Here is a 15893-nt window from a genome sequence, read left to right on the forward strand (position 1 = left end):
AACAAAAGGGGGCAGCCAGACTGCGGCTGCCCCCTTGGGAGCGGTCTCGTGGTGACGAGGTTTAACCCTCGCTGCCCTGCACCGCTTCGAGGTCGGCCTTGAACTGGTCAAGCAGCGTCTGACCGCCCTCACCGGTCATCTCGATGAACTTCTCCTCAACCTGAGGAGCGCGATCACGGAAGGCCTGGATCTGTTCTTCGTCCAGACGCGTCACGGTGACCTCGTCGGAGGCGTCCTGGATCTTGGCCAGCGACTCCTCGGCAAGCCCCTTGATGTGCTCGATGGTGGTGTCGTAGGCAGCATCGGTCGCATCCTGGACCAGCTGCTTGTCTTCGTCTGACAGGCCCTCGTAGAAGTCCTGGTTGGCCATCATGGCGGTGGTGAACCAGCCGTGTCCGGTGAAGGTCAGGTTGGGAGACACCTCATACAGACCGCCAGACTCGATCCAGAAGATCGGGTTTTCCTGGCCGTCGATGATGCCGGTCTGCAGACCGCCATACACCTCGCCCCAGGGCAGCGGGGTCGGCGTGGCGCCAAAGGCGTCGTAGGTCTCCGCCAGCAAGGGGTTGGTCATGGTCCGGATCTTCTTGTTATCGAAGTCTTCCGGTGAAGTGATCGGCTCGTCGGCGGTGACCACCATTTCCCCTTCCGGGTACATCTGCAGAAGTTCTAGCCCATGCTCTGCGTAGAGCTCGGGGAACATCTCGTTGATCGCTTTGCTCTCGTCGAAAAACGTGAGAACGGTGCTTTCATCGGTGGGCAGCAGGTAGGGGATAAAGAAGATCTGGGCTTCTGGAATCAGGGCGCCGGTGAAGCCGGGGGACTGGTTGACGAACTGCAGGATGCCGTTCTGGGTCTGCTCCATAATGTCGTCAGATTCGCCCAGCTCGCCAAAGCGATAGACCTGGACGGAATGGTCGGAATTGTCTTCAACGTACTGCTTGAACGCCTGAGCAAAGACGTCCTGGACATCGCCCTCGTACTCCTCGTGGGCGTAGCGCCAGTTGTCAGCCATGGCAGTGGAGGAAAGACCCAGCATCAGTGCGCCGATACTGGCGGTGGTCAACAATTGTGTTGCCTTCATTCTTGTGGTTCCTCTGCAGGTGTTGGAGCTAGGGGCAGGTTGAGCGCGCACTGAAAAACGCGCTACACCGCTTTGGCTTCAGCGGGTTAGATTCTGCAAAAAATGCAGTAATTCTCATGCAGTTAAGTTCAGGCTAGCGCGCTGAAGGAAGAGGGTCAAGCTGGCTTTCCATGCTTCTCAGGGCCGTAAATTGCGTTTTTTTCTGTCGTTCGCTGCAAGAAAGAAGAACTTTTTCAAGGCGTGGTCTTGGCTCTGGCAAGGGGGTAAAAGCAAGCCCCTCAAGGCTAATTTTCATGAGCATCTCGAGGCATTGACGCTCCGCTTCGAGTTCTGCGCGCTGGATGCTTGAGCGCACACTCGCGATGCTCGGTTCGTGCTGGGCGGCACGCTTGAGTTGGCGACGAAGCTGGCGCAATGGAACCGTCACCGTTTGCTGCCAGTCGCTGACGTCCGCTGGAACCGGGCCTGTCGTGGCACCATGGCGAAACAGCCAGCAGCGCCAGATCAGCTCACACACATCCCAGCCGTGCTCGTCCTGCAGGATCAGGCACGCCGGCTCTACCCCCGGCCTGGCATAGAGAGCCAGGGCAAACTCCCATAGCGGGTCTGAGGCTAGACGGGGACGCAGCTGCGCGGCGAATTCGGTAGAATCGGTGGGCAAGATGACATCCTTCCTTATTTTCAGTCAGATGCTCGCGGGTAACAGGCCCGACGGGCCTAGTTCGATGGAGCCATGATGATTGCACTGCGCCAAGTCACCCTGCAACGTGGCGCCGAGCCACTGTTCGAAGGTGCCGACCTGACCCTGCATGCGGGGCACAAGGCCGGTATTGTGGGGCCCAATGGCGCCGGCAAGTCGAGCCTGTTCGGGCTGATCCTGGGCGAGATCGGCGCCGACAAGGGCGCGATTGAAATGAGCGGCGGTCAGCGCATCGCCCATATGGCCCAGGAGGTCGAGGCGCTGACCCGGCCCATCGTGGAATACGTGCTGGATGGCGATGCCGAGCTGCGCCGCACCGAAGCGGCTCTGGCCTCCGCCCAGACGGAGGGTGACCATCATCGCGAGGCGGAGCTGCATGGGGCCATCGAGGCGCTGGATGGCTACAGCGCGCCGGCCCGTGCCGCCCAATTGCTGGTGGGCCTTGGCTTCGCTCAGCAGGATCTGGACAAGCCGCTGTCGGCATTCTCCGGCGGCTGGAGAATGCGCGCCAACCTGGCGCGCACCCTGTTCATGCCCTCTGACGTGCTGCTGCTGGATGAGCCTACCAACCACCTGGACCTGGATGCCCTGCTGTGGCTGGAGCAGTGGCTGACGCGTTACCCGGGGACTCTGCTGCTGATTTCTCACGATCGCGACTTTCTCGATGCCGTCTGTGACCACATCGTTCACTTCGATCGTCGCCAGCTGGTGCTGTATCGGGGCAATTACACGACCTTCGAGCGCACCCGCGCCGAAAAGCTGGCGCTGCAGCAGGCCCAGGCCGAGAAACAGCAGGCCAGGCGGGAGGAAATCGAAAAGTTCGTTGCTCGCTTTCGCTACAAGGCGACCAAGGCACGACAGGCGCAGAGCCGCTTGAAGATGCTCGAGCGCATGGGCGATATCGCCCTTGCTCACGTCGATTCTCCGTTTCATTTCACCCTGCCGGCGGCAGAGAAGACCTCCCACCCGCTGCTGGTGATTGACGATGCCGCGTTAGGCTATCAGCAGGCGGACGGCGGTCAGCGCGTTCAGCTGTCCAACGTCAAGCTGACGCTGTTGCCGGGCCAGCGTATTGGTCTGCTTGGGCCCAATGGCGCAGGCAAGTCCACCCTGATCAAGTCGTTGACCGGCGAACTGCCCCTGCTGGAGGGGCGGCGTGTACCCGGCGAACACCTCGCCGTAGGCTACTTTGCCCAGCACCAGCTGGAAGGCCTCGATCTGCAGGCGTCGCCGTTCACCCACGTCCAGCGTCTGTCGCCCAAGGCCGCTGACAGCGACATCCGTCAGTTCCTGGGAGGCTTCGGGTTTCCGGGCGACGATGTCTTTGCCAAGGTCGATACCTTCTCCGGGGGCGAGAAAGCGCGCCTGGCCCTGGCCTTGATCGCCTGGCAGAAGCCCAACCTGCTGCTGTTGGACGAGCCCACCAACCACCTCGATCTCGAGATGCGCGAAGCGCTGACGGAAGCGCTGGCGTCCTTTGATGGCACGGTTATCGTGGTGTCCCACGACCGCCATCTGCTCAAGGCCACGGTGGACGAGTTCTGGAAGGTGGCGGACCATCGGGTAGAGCCCTTCGACGGTGACCTCGAGGACTATCGCGTCTGGTTGAAGACGCGCCTGGAGACGGCCCGGCGCATCGCCCGGGAAGAGAAGGCCGACAAGGCGGACGCCGCGCAGGCAGCACCCAAGGAAGACCGCAAGGCCTCCCGCCGAGCCGCCGCCGAGCTGAGAGAGAAGCTAAGGCCCCTGAAGCGCGAGCGTGATCGTGCGGAAAAGGCCATGGAGGGTGTGCAGGCTGAGCTCGCCGAGGTCGAGGAACGGCTGGGGGACGCGTCGCTGTACACCGATACCGCTCGCAAGCAGGAGTTGACCGAATGCCTGGGTCGTCAGGGCGAGCTCAAGGCCCGCCTCGACGACCTTGAGGCCGAGTGGCTGGCCGCCGAAGAGGCACTCGAGGAGATGCAGGACGCGCTAGCGAGCGGAGACTGAGGGGACCTCGGTGTGTCCGGGCGAGGCCGCATCCTGTGCATCCATTCGCGCCGCCATGCGCTGCCGTTCTGCCTGCTCGTCTGCCAGGCTGGTCTGCGGCAGCACCAGGTTGAGGGTGACGGCGCTGAGGGCCGCCACCACAATCGGTGAGCTGCCCAGAGCGAGCTGCAAGGTACTCGGCAGGGCCTGCATCGCTTCAGGCGCGGCGGCCAGGCCGAGCCCCAGCGCCAGGGACAGGCTGGCGATGGTCATGTTGCGGCCTGACAACTCATCCCGCGTCAGCAGTTGGATGCCTGTCATGGTGATCATCCCGAATACCGTGATGGTAGCGCCCCCCAGCACGGAATAGGGAATGGTGGTCATCAGCGCGCCGAACTTGGGAATCAGCCCCGCCGCCAGCATGAATACCGCTGCCAGTGCCAATACGGAACGGCTGACGACCTTGGTCATGGCCACAATGCCGACGTTTTGGCTGAAGGACGCTGTCGGCAGGGCGGCGAACAGCGCGCCAACCAGGGTACAGATCCCGTTGCCAAGCAGTCCTCCCGAGAGTTCCCGATGACCCAGCTCACGGTTCATGCCACCGATGGTGGTTGCCGACAGGTCGCCAATGGTCTGGACCGAGTTGACCACGCAGATGATCACCATGGACAGGATGGCGGCAGGGGCGAAGTCGAGCGATACCGGTAGCAGGCGTGGGGCGCTGAACCAGGCAGCCTGCGTCACGGCAGTGAAATCGACCATGCCAAGGGCCAGTGCCAGAACGTAGCCGACCACGATGCCGCAGATGATCGCCGCCAGCTTGATAAAGCCTCGGCCGAATTGGGACACCCCCAATACGACGGCGAGCGTGACCAGGGCAACCAGCCATTGCTGTCCGCTTCCATAGTCGGGGCTGTTGCGTCCTCCAGCCATGTAGTGGATGGCGATGTCATACAAGGATAGGCCGATGACCAGCACCACCACGCCGGCGACCACCGGCGGGAAGAGATGCCGCAGCGGTCGAATGCCGATGCCCACCAGCAGCATGGCGATCCCGCCACACAGCTGGGCGCCGAGGATACCTTCCAGGCCAAACTGTGCGCCTACCGCCGTCAAGGTGGGGACATAGGCGAAGCCCACGCCAAAGATGGTCGGCAAGCGGGCGCCGAAGCGCCAGACACCAAACAGCTGGATCAACGTGGACACCGCTGACGCCATCAGGGAGACCTGAATCAGCATCAGTGTTTGGGCCACCGGTGCACCCACGGTGCCCGCTACGATGATCGGTACGGTAATGGTGCCCATGACCATGGCGAGGATGTGCTGCAATGATAACGGCAGGGCACGACTCAAGGGGGGCCTGCCGTGGAAGTCGAAGACCGAGCGGCTGGCGACATATCGCTGGTGTGTCATGGATACGATCATCCGTTGTTATTGTATACAGATGATTGTGGTAAATGTTTCCATGAACATCAAGCGACGTTTTCGACGACGGTCATGTCAGCGTATTGCGACGTGTCACGACCCCTAGCTTTCCATCATGAAGGTCACCGGACCGTCGTTGACCAGCGCTACCTGCATGTTGGCTCCGAACTGTCCACAGGCGACGGGGCTGTGGCGCTGGTTCGCCAGATCAAGCAGGTAGTGGAAGAGGCGTTCGCCTTCCGCAGGAGGGGCTGCGCTGGAAAAACTGGGTCTCAGGCCCTTGCGTGTGTCAGCCGCAAGGGTGAATTGCGACACCAGCAGGAGCCCGCCGCCGGCCTGCTGGAGGTTGAGATTCATCTTGTCATCGTCGTCGCCGAACACACGGTAGTGCAGCAGCTTGTGCAGTAGCCGTTCGGCCGCCGCCTCGTCGTCGCCTTTCTCGACGCCTACAAGGGCCAGGAGGCCGTGATCGATGGCGCCAATGGTGCGATCGTCGACATCGACGCTGGCGCGTCTGACGCGCTGAATCAGAGCTTTCATGATGCGAGTGCCTTGGCTGAAAAGGGCATCAGCCTAGCACGGAGAGGTAAGGGTAGGCAGAAGGCGCCGGTCAGCGCCCGAGAAGCGCATCACGGAAGCCATCGTCCAACGGATCGCTGCCCAACCAGATGGCGAACATGGCGATGGCCAGTTCCAGGTTGGGGCTCTGGAACACCGGCGTTCCATTGAGCGAGAGGGTGAGCTGCTCGCCGCTCCAGCGCAAGGCGTAGCGATCCCCAGGCTGAACGTCGCGATAGCTGTCTGTGAGCCGAGATAGCTCTGAGCGCACGCTGGCGAAACTCACCTCGTTGACCTGCTCGCGCACCGTGCGAGTGGTCGCCTCGGCGAAGTCCTCGGCGTCGATGGCATGGAAGTAATGCAGCACCAACTGTCTCGGGACATCGGATAGCGGCGCCGGTCGAGGAAAGCCTGCGGCCTGGTAGTAGGCGCCGGCGTAGGCGTCCCACACCATATAGGTGAACAGGCCATGACCGAGCATGTCGTAGCGCCGGTCACCTTCAATCGTTCGCGCAAAGCTGGCGTCCTTGACCTGTACCTGCGGTGCGTTCGCGGTGGTGGATTGGGCGTCGGCTTTGGGGGGCAGCGCCATGGTCAGTGTCAGACACGTCATGAGGCTGATGGCGGCAATCAGTCGAGTGAGCGGATGTTGCTGGGGCTGGCGCGGGGGCATGAGACACGTCCTCTGGCACGATGTTGTACAGATCATGGCAAAGGATGCGTTGCTTGTACAGGTTTTGTATATCTTGCTGCGCCTTACCCGTCGGCGATTACCAGGCTCGACACAGCATGATGTCGCAGCGCGGCTCTGCCAGCAGGCGCTTGGTAATCTGGCTGCGACGTCCAGCCTGACTGCGGTTGCCCAGTGCCAGCAGGTCAGGAGGTTGGCGCCGGAGATGGGCGATCAGTACATCCAGTGGATCACCTTGCTCCAGTACCAGCTCCAGCTCAGGCACTCGTTCAAACTCTGCCATCAGCTGATCAATTTCATGTTCGAGCTGGTGTCGCAGGCGAATGACTTCCCGGTCGCGCCATTGGGCAAACTCCGCGTCGGAGCCCAGCTCGCGCTCGCCAGGCACGTCCCAGGCGTGCAGAAGCTCGAGGCGTGACTCCGGGAAATGGCGCAGGGTTTCGCGTAGCGTGCGTCGGCAGGTCAGCGAGAAGTCGACCGGCACGAGGATGTCAGTCCAGGGCGCAGAAGGAGGTTGGCTGACGGTCAGCACCGGACAGGGTGCGCTGAGCAACACTCTGGCCAGGGTGGTGCCACCGATCAGGTCAGGGTGACCCCGCTTGCGGTGAGTGCCGAGAATGATCATCTCGGCGCTGCGCTCGTGGGCCTCGCGTATGATTTCGGCGTAGGGAGCCCCGGTCACGGTCTGTACCAACAGAGGCGGCTCATTCAGCGCATAGTCTTCACGTAGATCCGTGGCGATGGCATGGATGTCATCGACGACGGCACCTTCCAGGTCACGCAGCACCCGCCGTGGCAGATAGGGGTCAAGGACGTGAAGTACGTCCAGGCGTGCGCCCATGTCGTTGGCCAGGCGAATGGCACGGCCAAAGGCGGAGCGGTTTTCGGCTGACAGGTCACAGGCAAACAGCAGGGAGCGAGTCATGGCTCTGCCCTCAGAACGCCAGTGGAGGAACCTTCAGCATGGGTGGGCATGCCGATTCGCGCAAGCGCTCCGAGGTACCACTGCTGTCAGCGCATCATGATCTGATCCCTAAGCCTGAACGACAACAAAAGGTAGCGGCTACCACCAGGCGTGGAAGTGGTGAACCGGGCCCCGCCCGTGCCCCACGGACAGCCGGCGACTGGCATCCAGTGCCTGGTGCAGCCAGCGCTTGGCATCGCCGATGGCGTCGATAATCTGGGCTTCCTGGGCGTCGTGCGGCAGGTGTGCCAGTTTGGCGGTGATGGCAGACGACAGCGCGCAGCCTGTGCCGTGCAGGTTTTGAGTATCGATGCGTGGCGCTGGTAGCCACCGCTCCCCGGTGGGCGAGGCGAGCAGGTCAGGGCAGCTGTCACCGTCGAGGTGGCCTCCCTTGAGCAGGACATAGGGCGCCGATAGCGCGGTCAGTGCTGGCAGCATGGCTTCCATGTCATCTGCACTGGTGGGGATGGGCCGGTCAAGTAATACGGCAGCCTCGGGCAGGTTGGGCGTGATGACGTCAGCCAGCGGCACCAGAATGTCGCGTACGGCGCTAATCCCCGCCTCGTCGACCAGAATATCGCCACTCTTGGCGACCATGACCGGGTCCAGCACGATCCAGCGCGGACGCCGGGCCTCAAGCGCTTCGCGCAGCACCTCGGCGACGTCGCGGCTTGCCACCATACCGATCTTGACCGCGTCGACGCGGACATCATCGAGCAAGTGGTCGAGCTGAACGCGGATGCTGGCGGCCGTCACCGGGTGCACCTCGCGGACCCCACAGGTATTCTGCGCGATCACCGCGGTAATCACATTGGTGGCATAGGTGCCTAGCGCCGACAGCGTCTTGAGGTCGCCTTGCAGACCTGCGCCACCGGACGGGTCAGAGCCGGCAATGGTCAGAGTGTGGGGGATGGCTGTGAGCTGGGACATGAACGGCACCGGAAAGTCAGCAGGACCCACAGGATACAAGAGACCAGGTCGAGGGAGCCATGTTCAGTCTGTTTGTGGTCGCGATGGTCAGTGCGACCTTGCTGCCGGGCGGCTCCGAGGTGTGGCTGACGGCACTGTGGTGCGGTGGCGAGTCGCCGTTGGCACTGTGGTGGGTGGCGACGCTGGGCAACACCTTGGGGAGTTTGATCAATGTGGGTCTGGGGCGCTATGCCACCCACTACGTGGATCGGCGGTGGTTTCCGGCATCACCGCAGGGACTGGCGCGGGCCCAGCGCTGGTATCGCAAGGGGGGAGAAGCCAGTCTGCTGCTGGCCTGGGTGCCGGTAATAGGAGATCCACTGACCGTGCTGGCGGGAATCGCGCGGCTCCCTTGGTGGCGCGCGTTGGTGTGGATTCTGGTGAGCAAGGGGGGGCGCTATGCGCTGGTACTGTGGTTAGCGGACAGCTACTTCTCGTGTGGCGCCTGAGCCTGGACCAGGACCTACCACCAAGCCCTATAGCCGGGCACTGTAGCCAGGCCCTTTAGCCAAACCCAGGCTTGACGGAAGCCCCGGCCTAGCCGGGGATAGCAGAAGGGCTGCCGAATGGCAGCCCTTCTGCTGTCGATATCACCGCTGACGGCGATGGTCGACGCGGATTACTCCTGGCCGAGACTGGTGCCGCCGTCCGGGTTACGGGCGTTGTAGTAGGCCTGTTCGGAAATGGCGTGATAATTCACGACCTTGTCCTGAAACTCGCGATAGGACTCGTAGATGCGGCCGGCGATATCGCTGGAGTCGGCGAGTTCCTGCACGACCTCGGCGGAAATCTCCTGAGCCTGAGCAAGGACATCATCAGGCAGCTTGCGCAGCTGAACGTCGTGCTCGTTGATCAGCGTTGCCAGGGCGTCGTTATTACGTGCGGTGTACTCGTCGAGTACGTCCTGGTTGACGTCGCGAACCGCGCTACGCAGGATCGCCTGCAGGTCGGCAGGCAGTTCTGCCAGAGCGTCATCGTTGATGATGGCTTCGAACATGACCGTGGGCTCATGCCAGCCCGGGTAGTAATAGTATTCGGCGGCCTGGTGAAGGCCAAAGGCCAGGTCGTTATAGGGGCCGATCCACTCGGTGGCGTCGATGGCGCCGGATTGCAGCGAGGTGAAGATTTCGCCGCCTGGCATGTTGACGATGGCCACGCCCATGCGGTTCATGACCTCGCCACCGAGGCCAGGCATACGCATCTTGAGACCGTCCAGGTCGGCGACCGAGTTGATCTCCTTGTTGTACCACCCGCCCATCTGCACCCCGGAGGCGCCGGCCGCCATGACTTCTACCCCGAAGTCGTCGTAGAGCTCGTTCCACAGCTCCAGGCCGCCGCCATAGTGCAGCCAGGCGTTCATTTCCTGAGCATTCATGCCAAACGGAACGGCAGCGAAGAACTGGGCAGCGGGTGCCTTGCCCTTCCAGTAGTACGACGCGGAATGGCCCATCTGCGCAGTGCCTTCCGCTACTGCGTCGAAGACCTCGAAGCCGGGAACCAGCTGGCCGGCGCCGAACACTTCAATGGTCAGTCGACCGTCCGACATTTCTTCCACCAGCTTGGCCAGGCGCTCCGGGCCTTGGCCAACGCCGGGAAAGTTCTTGGGCCAGGACGTTACCAGTTTCCACTCGAAGGTGTCCTGAGCCTGTGCCTGGGCACCGATCAGCATAAGGCCGGTGGCACTGGCGAGGGTAATGGCCTTGGCGATTGAGCTGCGTTGCATGTAAGTCCCCTTTTATATGGTGTTGGCGTTGTCGGGACCTGCCGGCCGGGGTAGGGCCAGCGGGTGAATGGCGCTGCCGGGATGTCGGCAGCGTCATGATGCTCGGTCATGCGTCTTGTTGATATAGCCCTTTGATAGGGCTCTTGGATATAGCCCTTGGGTATAGCTCTTGGCTATAGCCCTTGGGTATAGCTCTTGGCTATAGCCCTTTGATATAGCGTGTAGGCAAGGGTCGCTATGGCGATGCAGCTACTATAGATGCCGCGCCGTGGTGCACGTGACTGGCGCCGTCCACGCATCGCCAACGCGGGCGCCATTGCGTGCGGTATGCGCACGCCCATGGCCATGATGATGCCCCATGTTCCTGTCTGAAAGCGCCGGAAAGAGCCGGGAGCCGCTTGTGACCGCGCTCTCCCGGCCTCCTTGAACAGCATATCCCGAGTTAGAACTGCTCCGGCAGCCAGGTGGCAAGGCCCGGGAAGAACGCCAGCGCCAGCAGCATTCCCAGCTGCAGTACGATGAACGGAATCACACCACGATAGATGGCAGACGTCGGAACGGATTCCGGAGCGACCCCGCGCAGGTAGAACAGCGCGAAACCAAACGGTGGGGTCAAGAACGAGGTCTGCAGGTTGATCGCGATCATGATGCCGAGCCAGATCGGGTCGAGGCCCATGGCCAGCAGAATGGGGCCGACGATCGGCACGACCACAAAGGTGATCTCGATGAAGTCGAGAATGAAGCCAAGCAGGAAGATGACCAGCATCACGATGATGGTGGCACCGACGACGCCGCCAGGCATGTTCTCGAACAGGTGAGTCACCAGTTCCTCACCCCCGTAGGCACGAAATACCAGCGAGAACAGGGCCGCCCCAATCAGAATGAGGAAGACCATGGTGGTGACATGGGTGGTGGAGCGCAGCACTTCCTTGAGGGTGGCCATGTCGAGGCGACGATAGGCCAGGGCCAGCACGAAAGCACCAAAGGCACCAACGGCGGACGCTTCTGTGGGGGTTGCCAGGCCGGTCAGGATAGAACCCAGTACCGCGACAATCAGCACGATGGGTGGTACGAGCCCCTTGAGCAACAGTAGACCCAGGCCCGAGGTATGGCCCATTTCCGCCATCAGCTCCTGGCGATCAGCCGCGGGTGCTGCGCTGGGCTTGAGCATCGCCACCAGGCTCACGTAAACGATGTAGACCAGCACCAGAATCAGGCCTGGCACCAGCGCACCCATGAACAGGTCGCCGACGGACACCGTCTTGGGACTGAAGATGCCCATGGACAGCTGGGCCTGCTGATAGGCGCTGGAGAGCACGTCACCCAGCAGGACCAGGGCGATGGAAGGGGGAATGATCTGTCCTAGCGTGCCGGTAGCGCAGATAGTGCCGGTGGCCAGGGACTGGCTGTAGCCACGCTTCAGCATGGTGGGAAGCGACATCAACCCCATGGTGACGACGGTGGCACCGACGATCCCGGTGGAGGCCGCCAGCATCATGCCGACGATGGTCACCGAGATGCCCAGTCCCCCGCGCAGCGAGCCGAACAGCAGTGCCATGGCGTCAAGCAGGGTCTCGGCGACCCGGGACTTTTCCAGCAGCACGCCCATCAAGACAAACAGCGGCACCGCCAACAGCGTCGTGTTGGTCATGATGCCGTAGAGTCGATTGGGGAAGGCGTTGAGATAGCTGCCATCAAAATTGGCGTCGATACCGATGGACTCGAGGCCGAAGCCAAGACCGGCGAAGGCCAGCGCGGTGCCGGCCAGCGACAGCGCGACCGGATAGCCGAACATCAGGACCGTACAGATGACCGCGAACAGCACCAGTGGCATGAACTCCAGCATTTACAGGTGCTCCTCGTTGGCATCGTGGGGGGCTTCGTCCGGGGTCAGGCGCCCGCTAAGGATGAGAGAATTGCGGCAGATTTCAACGATCCCCTGCAGGATCATCAGTAGCGCAAAGGCCGGTATCAGGGTCTTCAGCAGGAACACGCCGGGGATGCCGCCGGCATCGGGGGAACCCTCGAAAATGGCCCAGGATTTGCCGACGTAGCCAAGGCTGGTGGCGATGACGAACACCATCACCGGAAGTAACAGGAACAGCGTGCCCAGCAGATCGACCAGGGCTTTTTTACGTGCCGACATGGCCCGGTAAAAGATATCGACGCGCACATGTCCGCCATGCCGCAGGGTGTAGGCCGCCGCCAGCATGAAGACGGTGGCATGCATGTACATCACCGATTCCTGCATGGGAATGCTGTTGACGCTGAAGGCATAGCGCAGAATGACGATCAGGAACTGAATGATCATCATCGCCAGAATGAGCCAGGAGAGGCCTCTACCCAGGCGTTCGATCAAGGCGTCGAGGGCCGCCAGTGGCCCCGGCAAGCCGGAGGTTGTGGACATGTGAGCTCGCAAGATAGTGTCAGGGCGATCTTGTTTCAGGCAGCGCATCCGCGCGCGGGGAAGCGCGGAGCGGCCTGGCGTCTTGGATAGTGTTGCACGCGGGACCCGTTGCACAGGGTGGCGCGCATCAACGCTGACTATACGGCAGGCAAGGTAGCACTGTCATGGCATCGAAAGTCGAGCCTTGCCGCGGTATCGGTCGTGTGATGCTCGGTTCAGGCGAGTTGTTGGGAATGGCAGGCGCGAATGGCCTTCAGGCAGGGATCTGGCAGGCGAATATCCACCGCGACGGGCAGATGGTCGGAAAACAGCCGGTCGAGGACCTCGACCTCGTCGGCCTCGAGAGAGGACGACAGCAGAATATGGTCCAGCGCACGACTGGGGCGCCAGGACGGGTAGCTCAGCGGCGGATGCACCGGATGCAGCGGCAACGATGCGCAGAATCGATCATGGGCATGCAAGCGCTCTGGTGTGCAGTTCAGATCGCCCATCACCACCACATGCTTGAGGGGCTGGATCAATTCACTCAAGTAGTCGAGCTGCAGGTTCTGGGTGCGCTGGCCGAGGGCCAGGTGTGCCACAAAGAGGTGTAGCGCCTCGGGGCCCTCACCGAAGCGAGCGTGGATGGCACCGCGGCCGGGAAGCGTTCCCGGTAGTCGGTGTTCCTCGATACGGCTAGGTGTCAGGCGCGACAGCAGGCCGTTGCTATGTTGCGCGATACGGCCGAGATTGCGGTTCAGCTGCTGGTAGTGGTGAGGGAAGCCTCCTTGCCGTGCCAGGTAGGTCAGCTGATTCACCTGGCTCGAGCGAAAGCTGCCCCCATCCACCTCCTGCAGTCCCACCATGTCAAAGTGCGACAGCACCTCAGCCATCATGTCCAGGCGACGTTGCCGCTGGGGATGTGGCAACAGGTGCTGCCAGCTGCGTGTCAGATAATGGTGGTAGGCCGAGGTTTGAATGCCCACCTGAAGGTTGAAGGTCACCAGTCTCAGGTGACCTCCTTCGAGGGTAGGGTGATGTTCCTCGGCCAGGGAGCTCATTACTGCGCGGCCTCGCGTTCTTCGCGAACCTGCTCCACTAGCGCTTCGGCGATGCGCGGCATATTGTCGAGGCTGCCAGCGTTGCTGGGCGATACGATGTAGCGGCCATCGACGATCAGTGCCGGAACGCCCATCAGCTGCAGGTTACGCATGGTCGCGCTGGCGCGGTTGATCTGCGATTTGACGCCGAATCCATCCAGGGCCTTGAGGGCATCATCTTCGCTGACGCCGTAGTCGCTGAAGAAGGCCGCAATATCGTCCGGGTCGGTCAGCTGCTCGCCTTCCTGGTGGATGGCGTCAAAGAAATCCTCGTGGACCTCGTCGAGAATCTCCAGCTGTTGGGCAGCATAGAAGGCGCGAGCGTGCTTGACCCAGGTTTCCCCCAGGGTGGCCGGCATGCGTTCGAATTCCACGTCCTCGGGCAGGTCTGCCACCCAGGCGTTCAGCGGATCTTCCAGCGCGTAGCAGTGAGGGCAGCCATACCAGAACACCTCGGTCACGTTGATCTTGCTATCGTCGCTGCCCAGCTGAACGGTGTTGGGTGCAACGGTGTAGTCCTTGCCTTCAGTGACCGGGGCAGCAGCAGCCATGGTGGATAGGCCCAGGCCTACCAGGCCCATCATCAGTGACTTCAGCATGTCAGTATGTCTCCTTGAAATAGACGGTGTACTTCCGCGACCGGCGAGCAGCAGCTCTGCTCACCTGAGGCTGAAGCCACAAAGCGAACGCTGTTTTGAGTCTACAACGTTAGAAGGGTTCCCGAATATCCCGAATGGCCATGGGGTTGCCGCTGGGTGTCGCCAAACGCAAGCGGGGCGGCTCAAGAGCCGCCCCGCTGATCCGCCATAAAGACGGTCAGTGCAGTCCTTGCACGTAGTTGGCCACGGCTTCCATGTCGGCGTCGCTCATCTTGGCGGCGATATCCGACATCATGCCGCCAGGACTGTTGGCACGATCACCGGAGGCGAAGGCCTTCAACGTAGTGACCACATACCCCGCGTGCTGTCCGGACAGTGCCGGATAGACCGCGGAGCCTATGCCACTGCCGGTGGGGCTATGGCAGGCACTGCAGGCGGGTATGCCCTTGGCGAGATCGCCCGCGCGATAGAGGGCTTCTCCGCGTTCCAGCAAGGCCTCGTCGTCCTTGGACTGGCCCACCACCGGCTCCTGGCCGGCGAAGAAGGCGGCCACGTCCCAGGCGTCCTGGTCGCTGAAGTTGTCCACCTGACCCGCCATCTGGGGTACCAGACGATGGCCATCACGAATATCGAGGATCTGCTTGGCCAGATAGGAGGCCTGCTGTCCTGCCAGGTTGGGGAAGGTTGGCGCGATGCTGGCGCCGGTCTGGCCGTGACACGCGGCACAGGCGGTTGCCTTGTCGCGTCCAGCGGCGGCGTCTGCGTCACTCTGAAGATCGGCATGGGCGGCGCCAACGACGCCGATGGAGATTGCCAGGCTTGCCAGTAACTGTCTCATCGCTAGTTCACTTATGCCGTTATGATGTTTTCACGGTCCTGCGGGGCGTGGCCTTGAGGCATGCCCGAGTTGCAGGAGGAAGCGCCCGCGCTGAGGCCGGTCGCTGGCAACAGCAGCACAATGGTAAGATGGGTCTCCGGGTCGCAGCCGCCTCAAAGCTTACTATAACCAAACACCCTGAGGGCGGGAATGCCAGGGCCCTCGCCCCTACTTTTGACCACCGTCAGGATTTCTTCCATCTCATGGCTTTCAATTACTCCTTGGCCCGATTTCTTACCAGCGCCCCTACCCTTGCCCGCTGCCCTGAAGACAGCGGTGTGGAAGTGGCCTTTGCGGGTCGTTCCAATGCGGGAAAATCTAGCGCCATCAATGCGATAACCCAGCAGAAGGCGCTCGCCAGGACGTCCAAGACGCCGGGACGCACACAGCTGATCAATGTCTTTTCGCTGGGCGACAACGTGGACCGGCGTCTGGTGGATCTGCCGGGATACGGCTACGCCAAGGTGCCTGAAAAGGTAAAGTTGGAGTGGCAGCGTCACCTGGCGGAGTACCTGCAGAAGCGCCAATCACTTCGCGGCCTTGTGCTGGTGATGGATGTGCGGCATCCGCTGACCGAATTTGACCTTGCGCTGCTGGATGTGGCGGACGAGCGAGATCTCCCGGTCCATATCCTGCTGACCAAGGCAGACAAGTTGAAGCAGGGCGCGGCCAAGAATGCGTTGCAGCAGGTGCGGTCTCGTCTGCGCGAGTGGGAAGACCTGGTCAGCGTCCAGTTATTCTCGGCACTCAAGCGTCAGGGGGTTGAAGACGCCCATCGACGTCTGGATGGGTGGCTCGACCAGGGCTGAGCCTGCGGGGGTGTGGTTCAGCACCCACGGTTCGAGA

The 15893-nt window shown here is 62.0% G+C and carries 16 protein-coding genes; 3 read left to right on the top strand and 13 right to left on the bottom strand.

Annotated elements, in window-relative coordinates:
* Positions 1-61: 61 nt before the first annotated feature.
* Both dctP and KUV45_RS02480 read right to left on the bottom strand, forming a co-directional pair.
* Entirely contained in the window at positions 62-1084 is a 1023-nt protein-coding gene (gene dctP, locus KUV45_RS02475; RefSeq protein WP_206942265.1) for a TRAP transporter substrate-binding protein DctP, read from the bottom strand.
* A gap of 133 nt (positions 1085-1217) precedes the next feature.
* Positions 1218-1745, bottom strand: coding sequence for a TIGR02444 family protein (locus KUV45_RS02480; protein ID WP_222162190.1), 528 nt, complete (start codon positions 1743-1745; stop codon positions 1218-1220).
* A gap of 75 nt (positions 1746-1820) precedes the next feature.
* On the opposite strand from KUV45_RS02480, the gene KUV45_RS02485 reads away from it, so the two are divergent.
* Positions 1821-3773 carry an ABC-F family ATP-binding cassette domain-containing protein gene (locus KUV45_RS02485; protein ID WP_222162504.1) on the top strand — a complete coding sequence of 651 codons (1953 nt, stop codon included), beginning with the start codon at positions 1821-1823 and terminating at the stop codon, positions 3771-3773.
* On the opposite strand, the gene KUV45_RS02490 is transcribed toward KUV45_RS02485, so the two are convergent.
* From KUV45_RS02490 to thiD, 5 genes are all read right to left on the bottom strand, one after another.
* On the bottom strand, positions 3756-5168 hold the full coding sequence (locus KUV45_RS02490) for a uracil-xanthine permease family protein (protein ID WP_222162189.1): 1413 nt from the start codon (positions 5166-5168) through the stop codon (positions 3756-3758). The genes KUV45_RS02485 and KUV45_RS02490 overlap by 18 nt on opposite strands.
* Before the next feature lie 114 nt (positions 5169-5282).
* Positions 5283-5720 carry a D-aminoacyl-tRNA deacylase gene (gene dtd / locus KUV45_RS02495; RefSeq protein WP_222162188.1) on the bottom strand — a complete coding sequence of 146 codons (438 nt, stop codon included), beginning with the start codon at positions 5718-5720 and terminating at the stop codon, positions 5283-5285.
* Positions 5721-5790: 70 nt separating this feature from the next.
* On the bottom strand, positions 5791-6411 hold the full coding sequence (locus KUV45_RS02500; protein ID WP_222162187.1) for a chalcone isomerase family protein: 621 nt from the start codon (positions 6409-6411) through the stop codon (positions 5791-5793).
* A 97-nt stretch (positions 6412-6508) separates the two neighbouring features.
* Complete coding sequence (locus tag KUV45_RS02505; protein WP_206942271.1) at positions 6509-7354, bottom strand: universal stress protein; 846 nt, start codon at positions 7352-7354, stop codon at positions 6509-6511.
* A gap of 138 nt (positions 7355-7492) precedes the next feature.
* Entirely contained in the window at positions 7493-8323 is an 831-nt protein-coding gene (gene thiD / locus KUV45_RS02510) for a bifunctional hydroxymethylpyrimidine kinase/phosphomethylpyrimidine kinase (protein ID WP_206942281.1), read from the bottom strand.
* Positions 8324-8382: 59 nt separating this feature from the next.
* On the opposite strand from thiD, the gene KUV45_RS02515 reads away from it, so the two are divergent.
* A complete protein-coding gene (locus KUV45_RS02515) occupies positions 8383-8811 on the top strand; it encodes a YqaA family protein (protein ID WP_222162186.1) in 429 nt (142 codons plus the stop codon).
* 170 nt (positions 8812-8981) lie between these two features.
* On the opposite strand, the gene KUV45_RS02520 is transcribed toward KUV45_RS02515, so the two are convergent.
* From KUV45_RS02520 to KUV45_RS02545, 6 genes are all read right to left on the bottom strand, one after another.
* Positions 8982-10085, bottom strand: a complete 1104-nt coding sequence (locus KUV45_RS02520) for a TRAP transporter substrate-binding protein (RefSeq protein ID WP_206942283.1) — start codon at positions 10083-10085, stop codon at positions 8982-8984.
* A 442-nt stretch (positions 10086-10527) separates the two neighbouring features.
* The gene (locus tag KUV45_RS02525; protein WP_222162185.1) at positions 10528-11931 is read right to left on the bottom strand and encodes a TRAP transporter large permease subunit; all 1404 of its coding nucleotides are present in this window, start codon (positions 11929-11931) and stop codon (positions 10528-10530) included.
* On the bottom strand, positions 11932-12492 hold the full coding sequence (locus tag KUV45_RS02530) for a TRAP transporter small permease subunit (RefSeq protein WP_206942285.1): 561 nt from the start codon (positions 12490-12492) through the stop codon (positions 11932-11934).
* A 215-nt stretch (positions 12493-12707) separates the two neighbouring features.
* Positions 12708-13532 carry an endonuclease/exonuclease/phosphatase family protein gene (locus tag KUV45_RS02535; RefSeq protein ID WP_206942286.1) on the bottom strand — a complete coding sequence of 275 codons (825 nt, stop codon included), beginning with the start codon at positions 13530-13532 and terminating at the stop codon, positions 12708-12710.
* Positions 13532-14170 carry a thiol:disulfide interchange protein DsbA/DsbL gene (locus KUV45_RS02540; RefSeq protein ID WP_206942287.1) on the bottom strand — a complete coding sequence of 213 codons (639 nt, stop codon included), beginning with the start codon at positions 14168-14170 and terminating at the stop codon, positions 13532-13534. Before KUV45_RS02540 ends, KUV45_RS02535 begins: the two co-directional genes overlap by 1 nt.
* A 217-nt stretch (positions 14171-14387) precedes the next feature.
* Positions 14388-15008, bottom strand: a complete 621-nt coding sequence (locus KUV45_RS02545; protein WP_222162184.1) for a cytochrome c — start codon at positions 15006-15008, stop codon at positions 14388-14390.
* A 242-nt stretch (positions 15009-15250) separates the two neighbouring features.
* Between KUV45_RS02545 and yihA the strand changes: the two genes are divergently transcribed.
* Positions 15251-15856, top strand: a complete 606-nt coding sequence (gene yihA, locus KUV45_RS02550; RefSeq protein WP_222162183.1) for a ribosome biogenesis GTP-binding protein YihA/YsxC — start codon at positions 15251-15253, stop codon at positions 15854-15856.
* Positions 15857-15893 lie beyond the last annotated feature (37 nt).

The organism is Halomonas sp. DP3Y7-2 (assembly GCF_019800795.1).
Lineage (GTDB): Bacteria > Pseudomonadota > Gammaproteobacteria > Pseudomonadales > Halomonadaceae > Halomonas > Halomonas litopenaei_A.

Bases quoted from the DNA above. Each gene is read 5' to 3' on its own strand.
- dctP (WP_206942265.1), bottom strand. From the start codon at position 1,084: ATGAAGGCAACACAATTGTTGACCACCGCCAGTATCGGCGCACTGATG.
- KUV45_RS02485 (WP_222162504.1), top strand. From the start codon at position 1,821: ATGATTGCACTGCGCCAAGTCACCCTGCAACGTGGCGCCGAGCCACTG.
- KUV45_RS02490 (WP_222162189.1), bottom strand. From the start codon at position 5,168: ATGACACACCAGCGATATGTCGCCAGCCGCTCGGTCTTCGACTTCCAC.
- dtd (WP_222162188.1), bottom strand. From the start codon at position 5,720: ATGAAAGCTCTGATTCAGCGCGTCAGACGCGCCAGCGTCGATGTCGAC.
- KUV45_RS02500 (WP_222162187.1), bottom strand. From the start codon at position 6,411: ATGCCCCCGCGCCAGCCCCAGCAACATCCGCTCACTCGACTGATTGCC.
- KUV45_RS02505 (WP_206942271.1), bottom strand. From the start codon at position 7,354: ATGACTCGCTCCCTGCTGTTTGCCTGTGACCTGTCAGCCGAAAACCGC.
- thiD (WP_206942281.1), bottom strand. From the start codon at position 8,323: ATGTCCCAGCTCACAGCCATCCCCCACACTCTGACCATTGCCGGCTCT.
- KUV45_RS02515 (WP_222162186.1), top strand. From the start codon at position 8,383: ATGTTCAGTCTGTTTGTGGTCGCGATGGTCAGTGCGACCTTGCTGCCG.
- KUV45_RS02520 (WP_206942283.1), bottom strand. From the start codon at position 10,085: ATGCAACGCAGCTCAATCGCCAAGGCCATTACCCTCGCCAGTGCCACC.
- KUV45_RS02525 (WP_222162185.1), bottom strand. From the start codon at position 11,931: ATGCTGGAGTTCATGCCACTGGTGCTGTTCGCGGTCATCTGTACGGTC.
- KUV45_RS02530 (WP_206942285.1), bottom strand. From the start codon at position 12,492: ATGTCCACAACCTCCGGCTTGCCGGGGCCACTGGCGGCCCTCGACGCC.
- KUV45_RS02535 (WP_206942286.1), bottom strand. From the start codon at position 13,532: ATGAGCTCCCTGGCCGAGGAACATCACCCTACCCTCGAAGGAGGTCAC.
- KUV45_RS02540 (WP_206942287.1), bottom strand. From the start codon at position 14,170: ATGCTGAAGTCACTGATGATGGGCCTGGTAGGCCTGGGCCTATCCACC.
- KUV45_RS02545 (WP_222162184.1), bottom strand. From the start codon at position 15,008: ATGAGACAGTTACTGGCAAGCCTGGCAATCTCCATCGGCGTCGTTGGC.
- yihA (WP_222162183.1), top strand. From the start codon at position 15,251: ATGGCTTTCAATTACTCCTTGGCCCGATTTCTTACCAGCGCCCCTACC.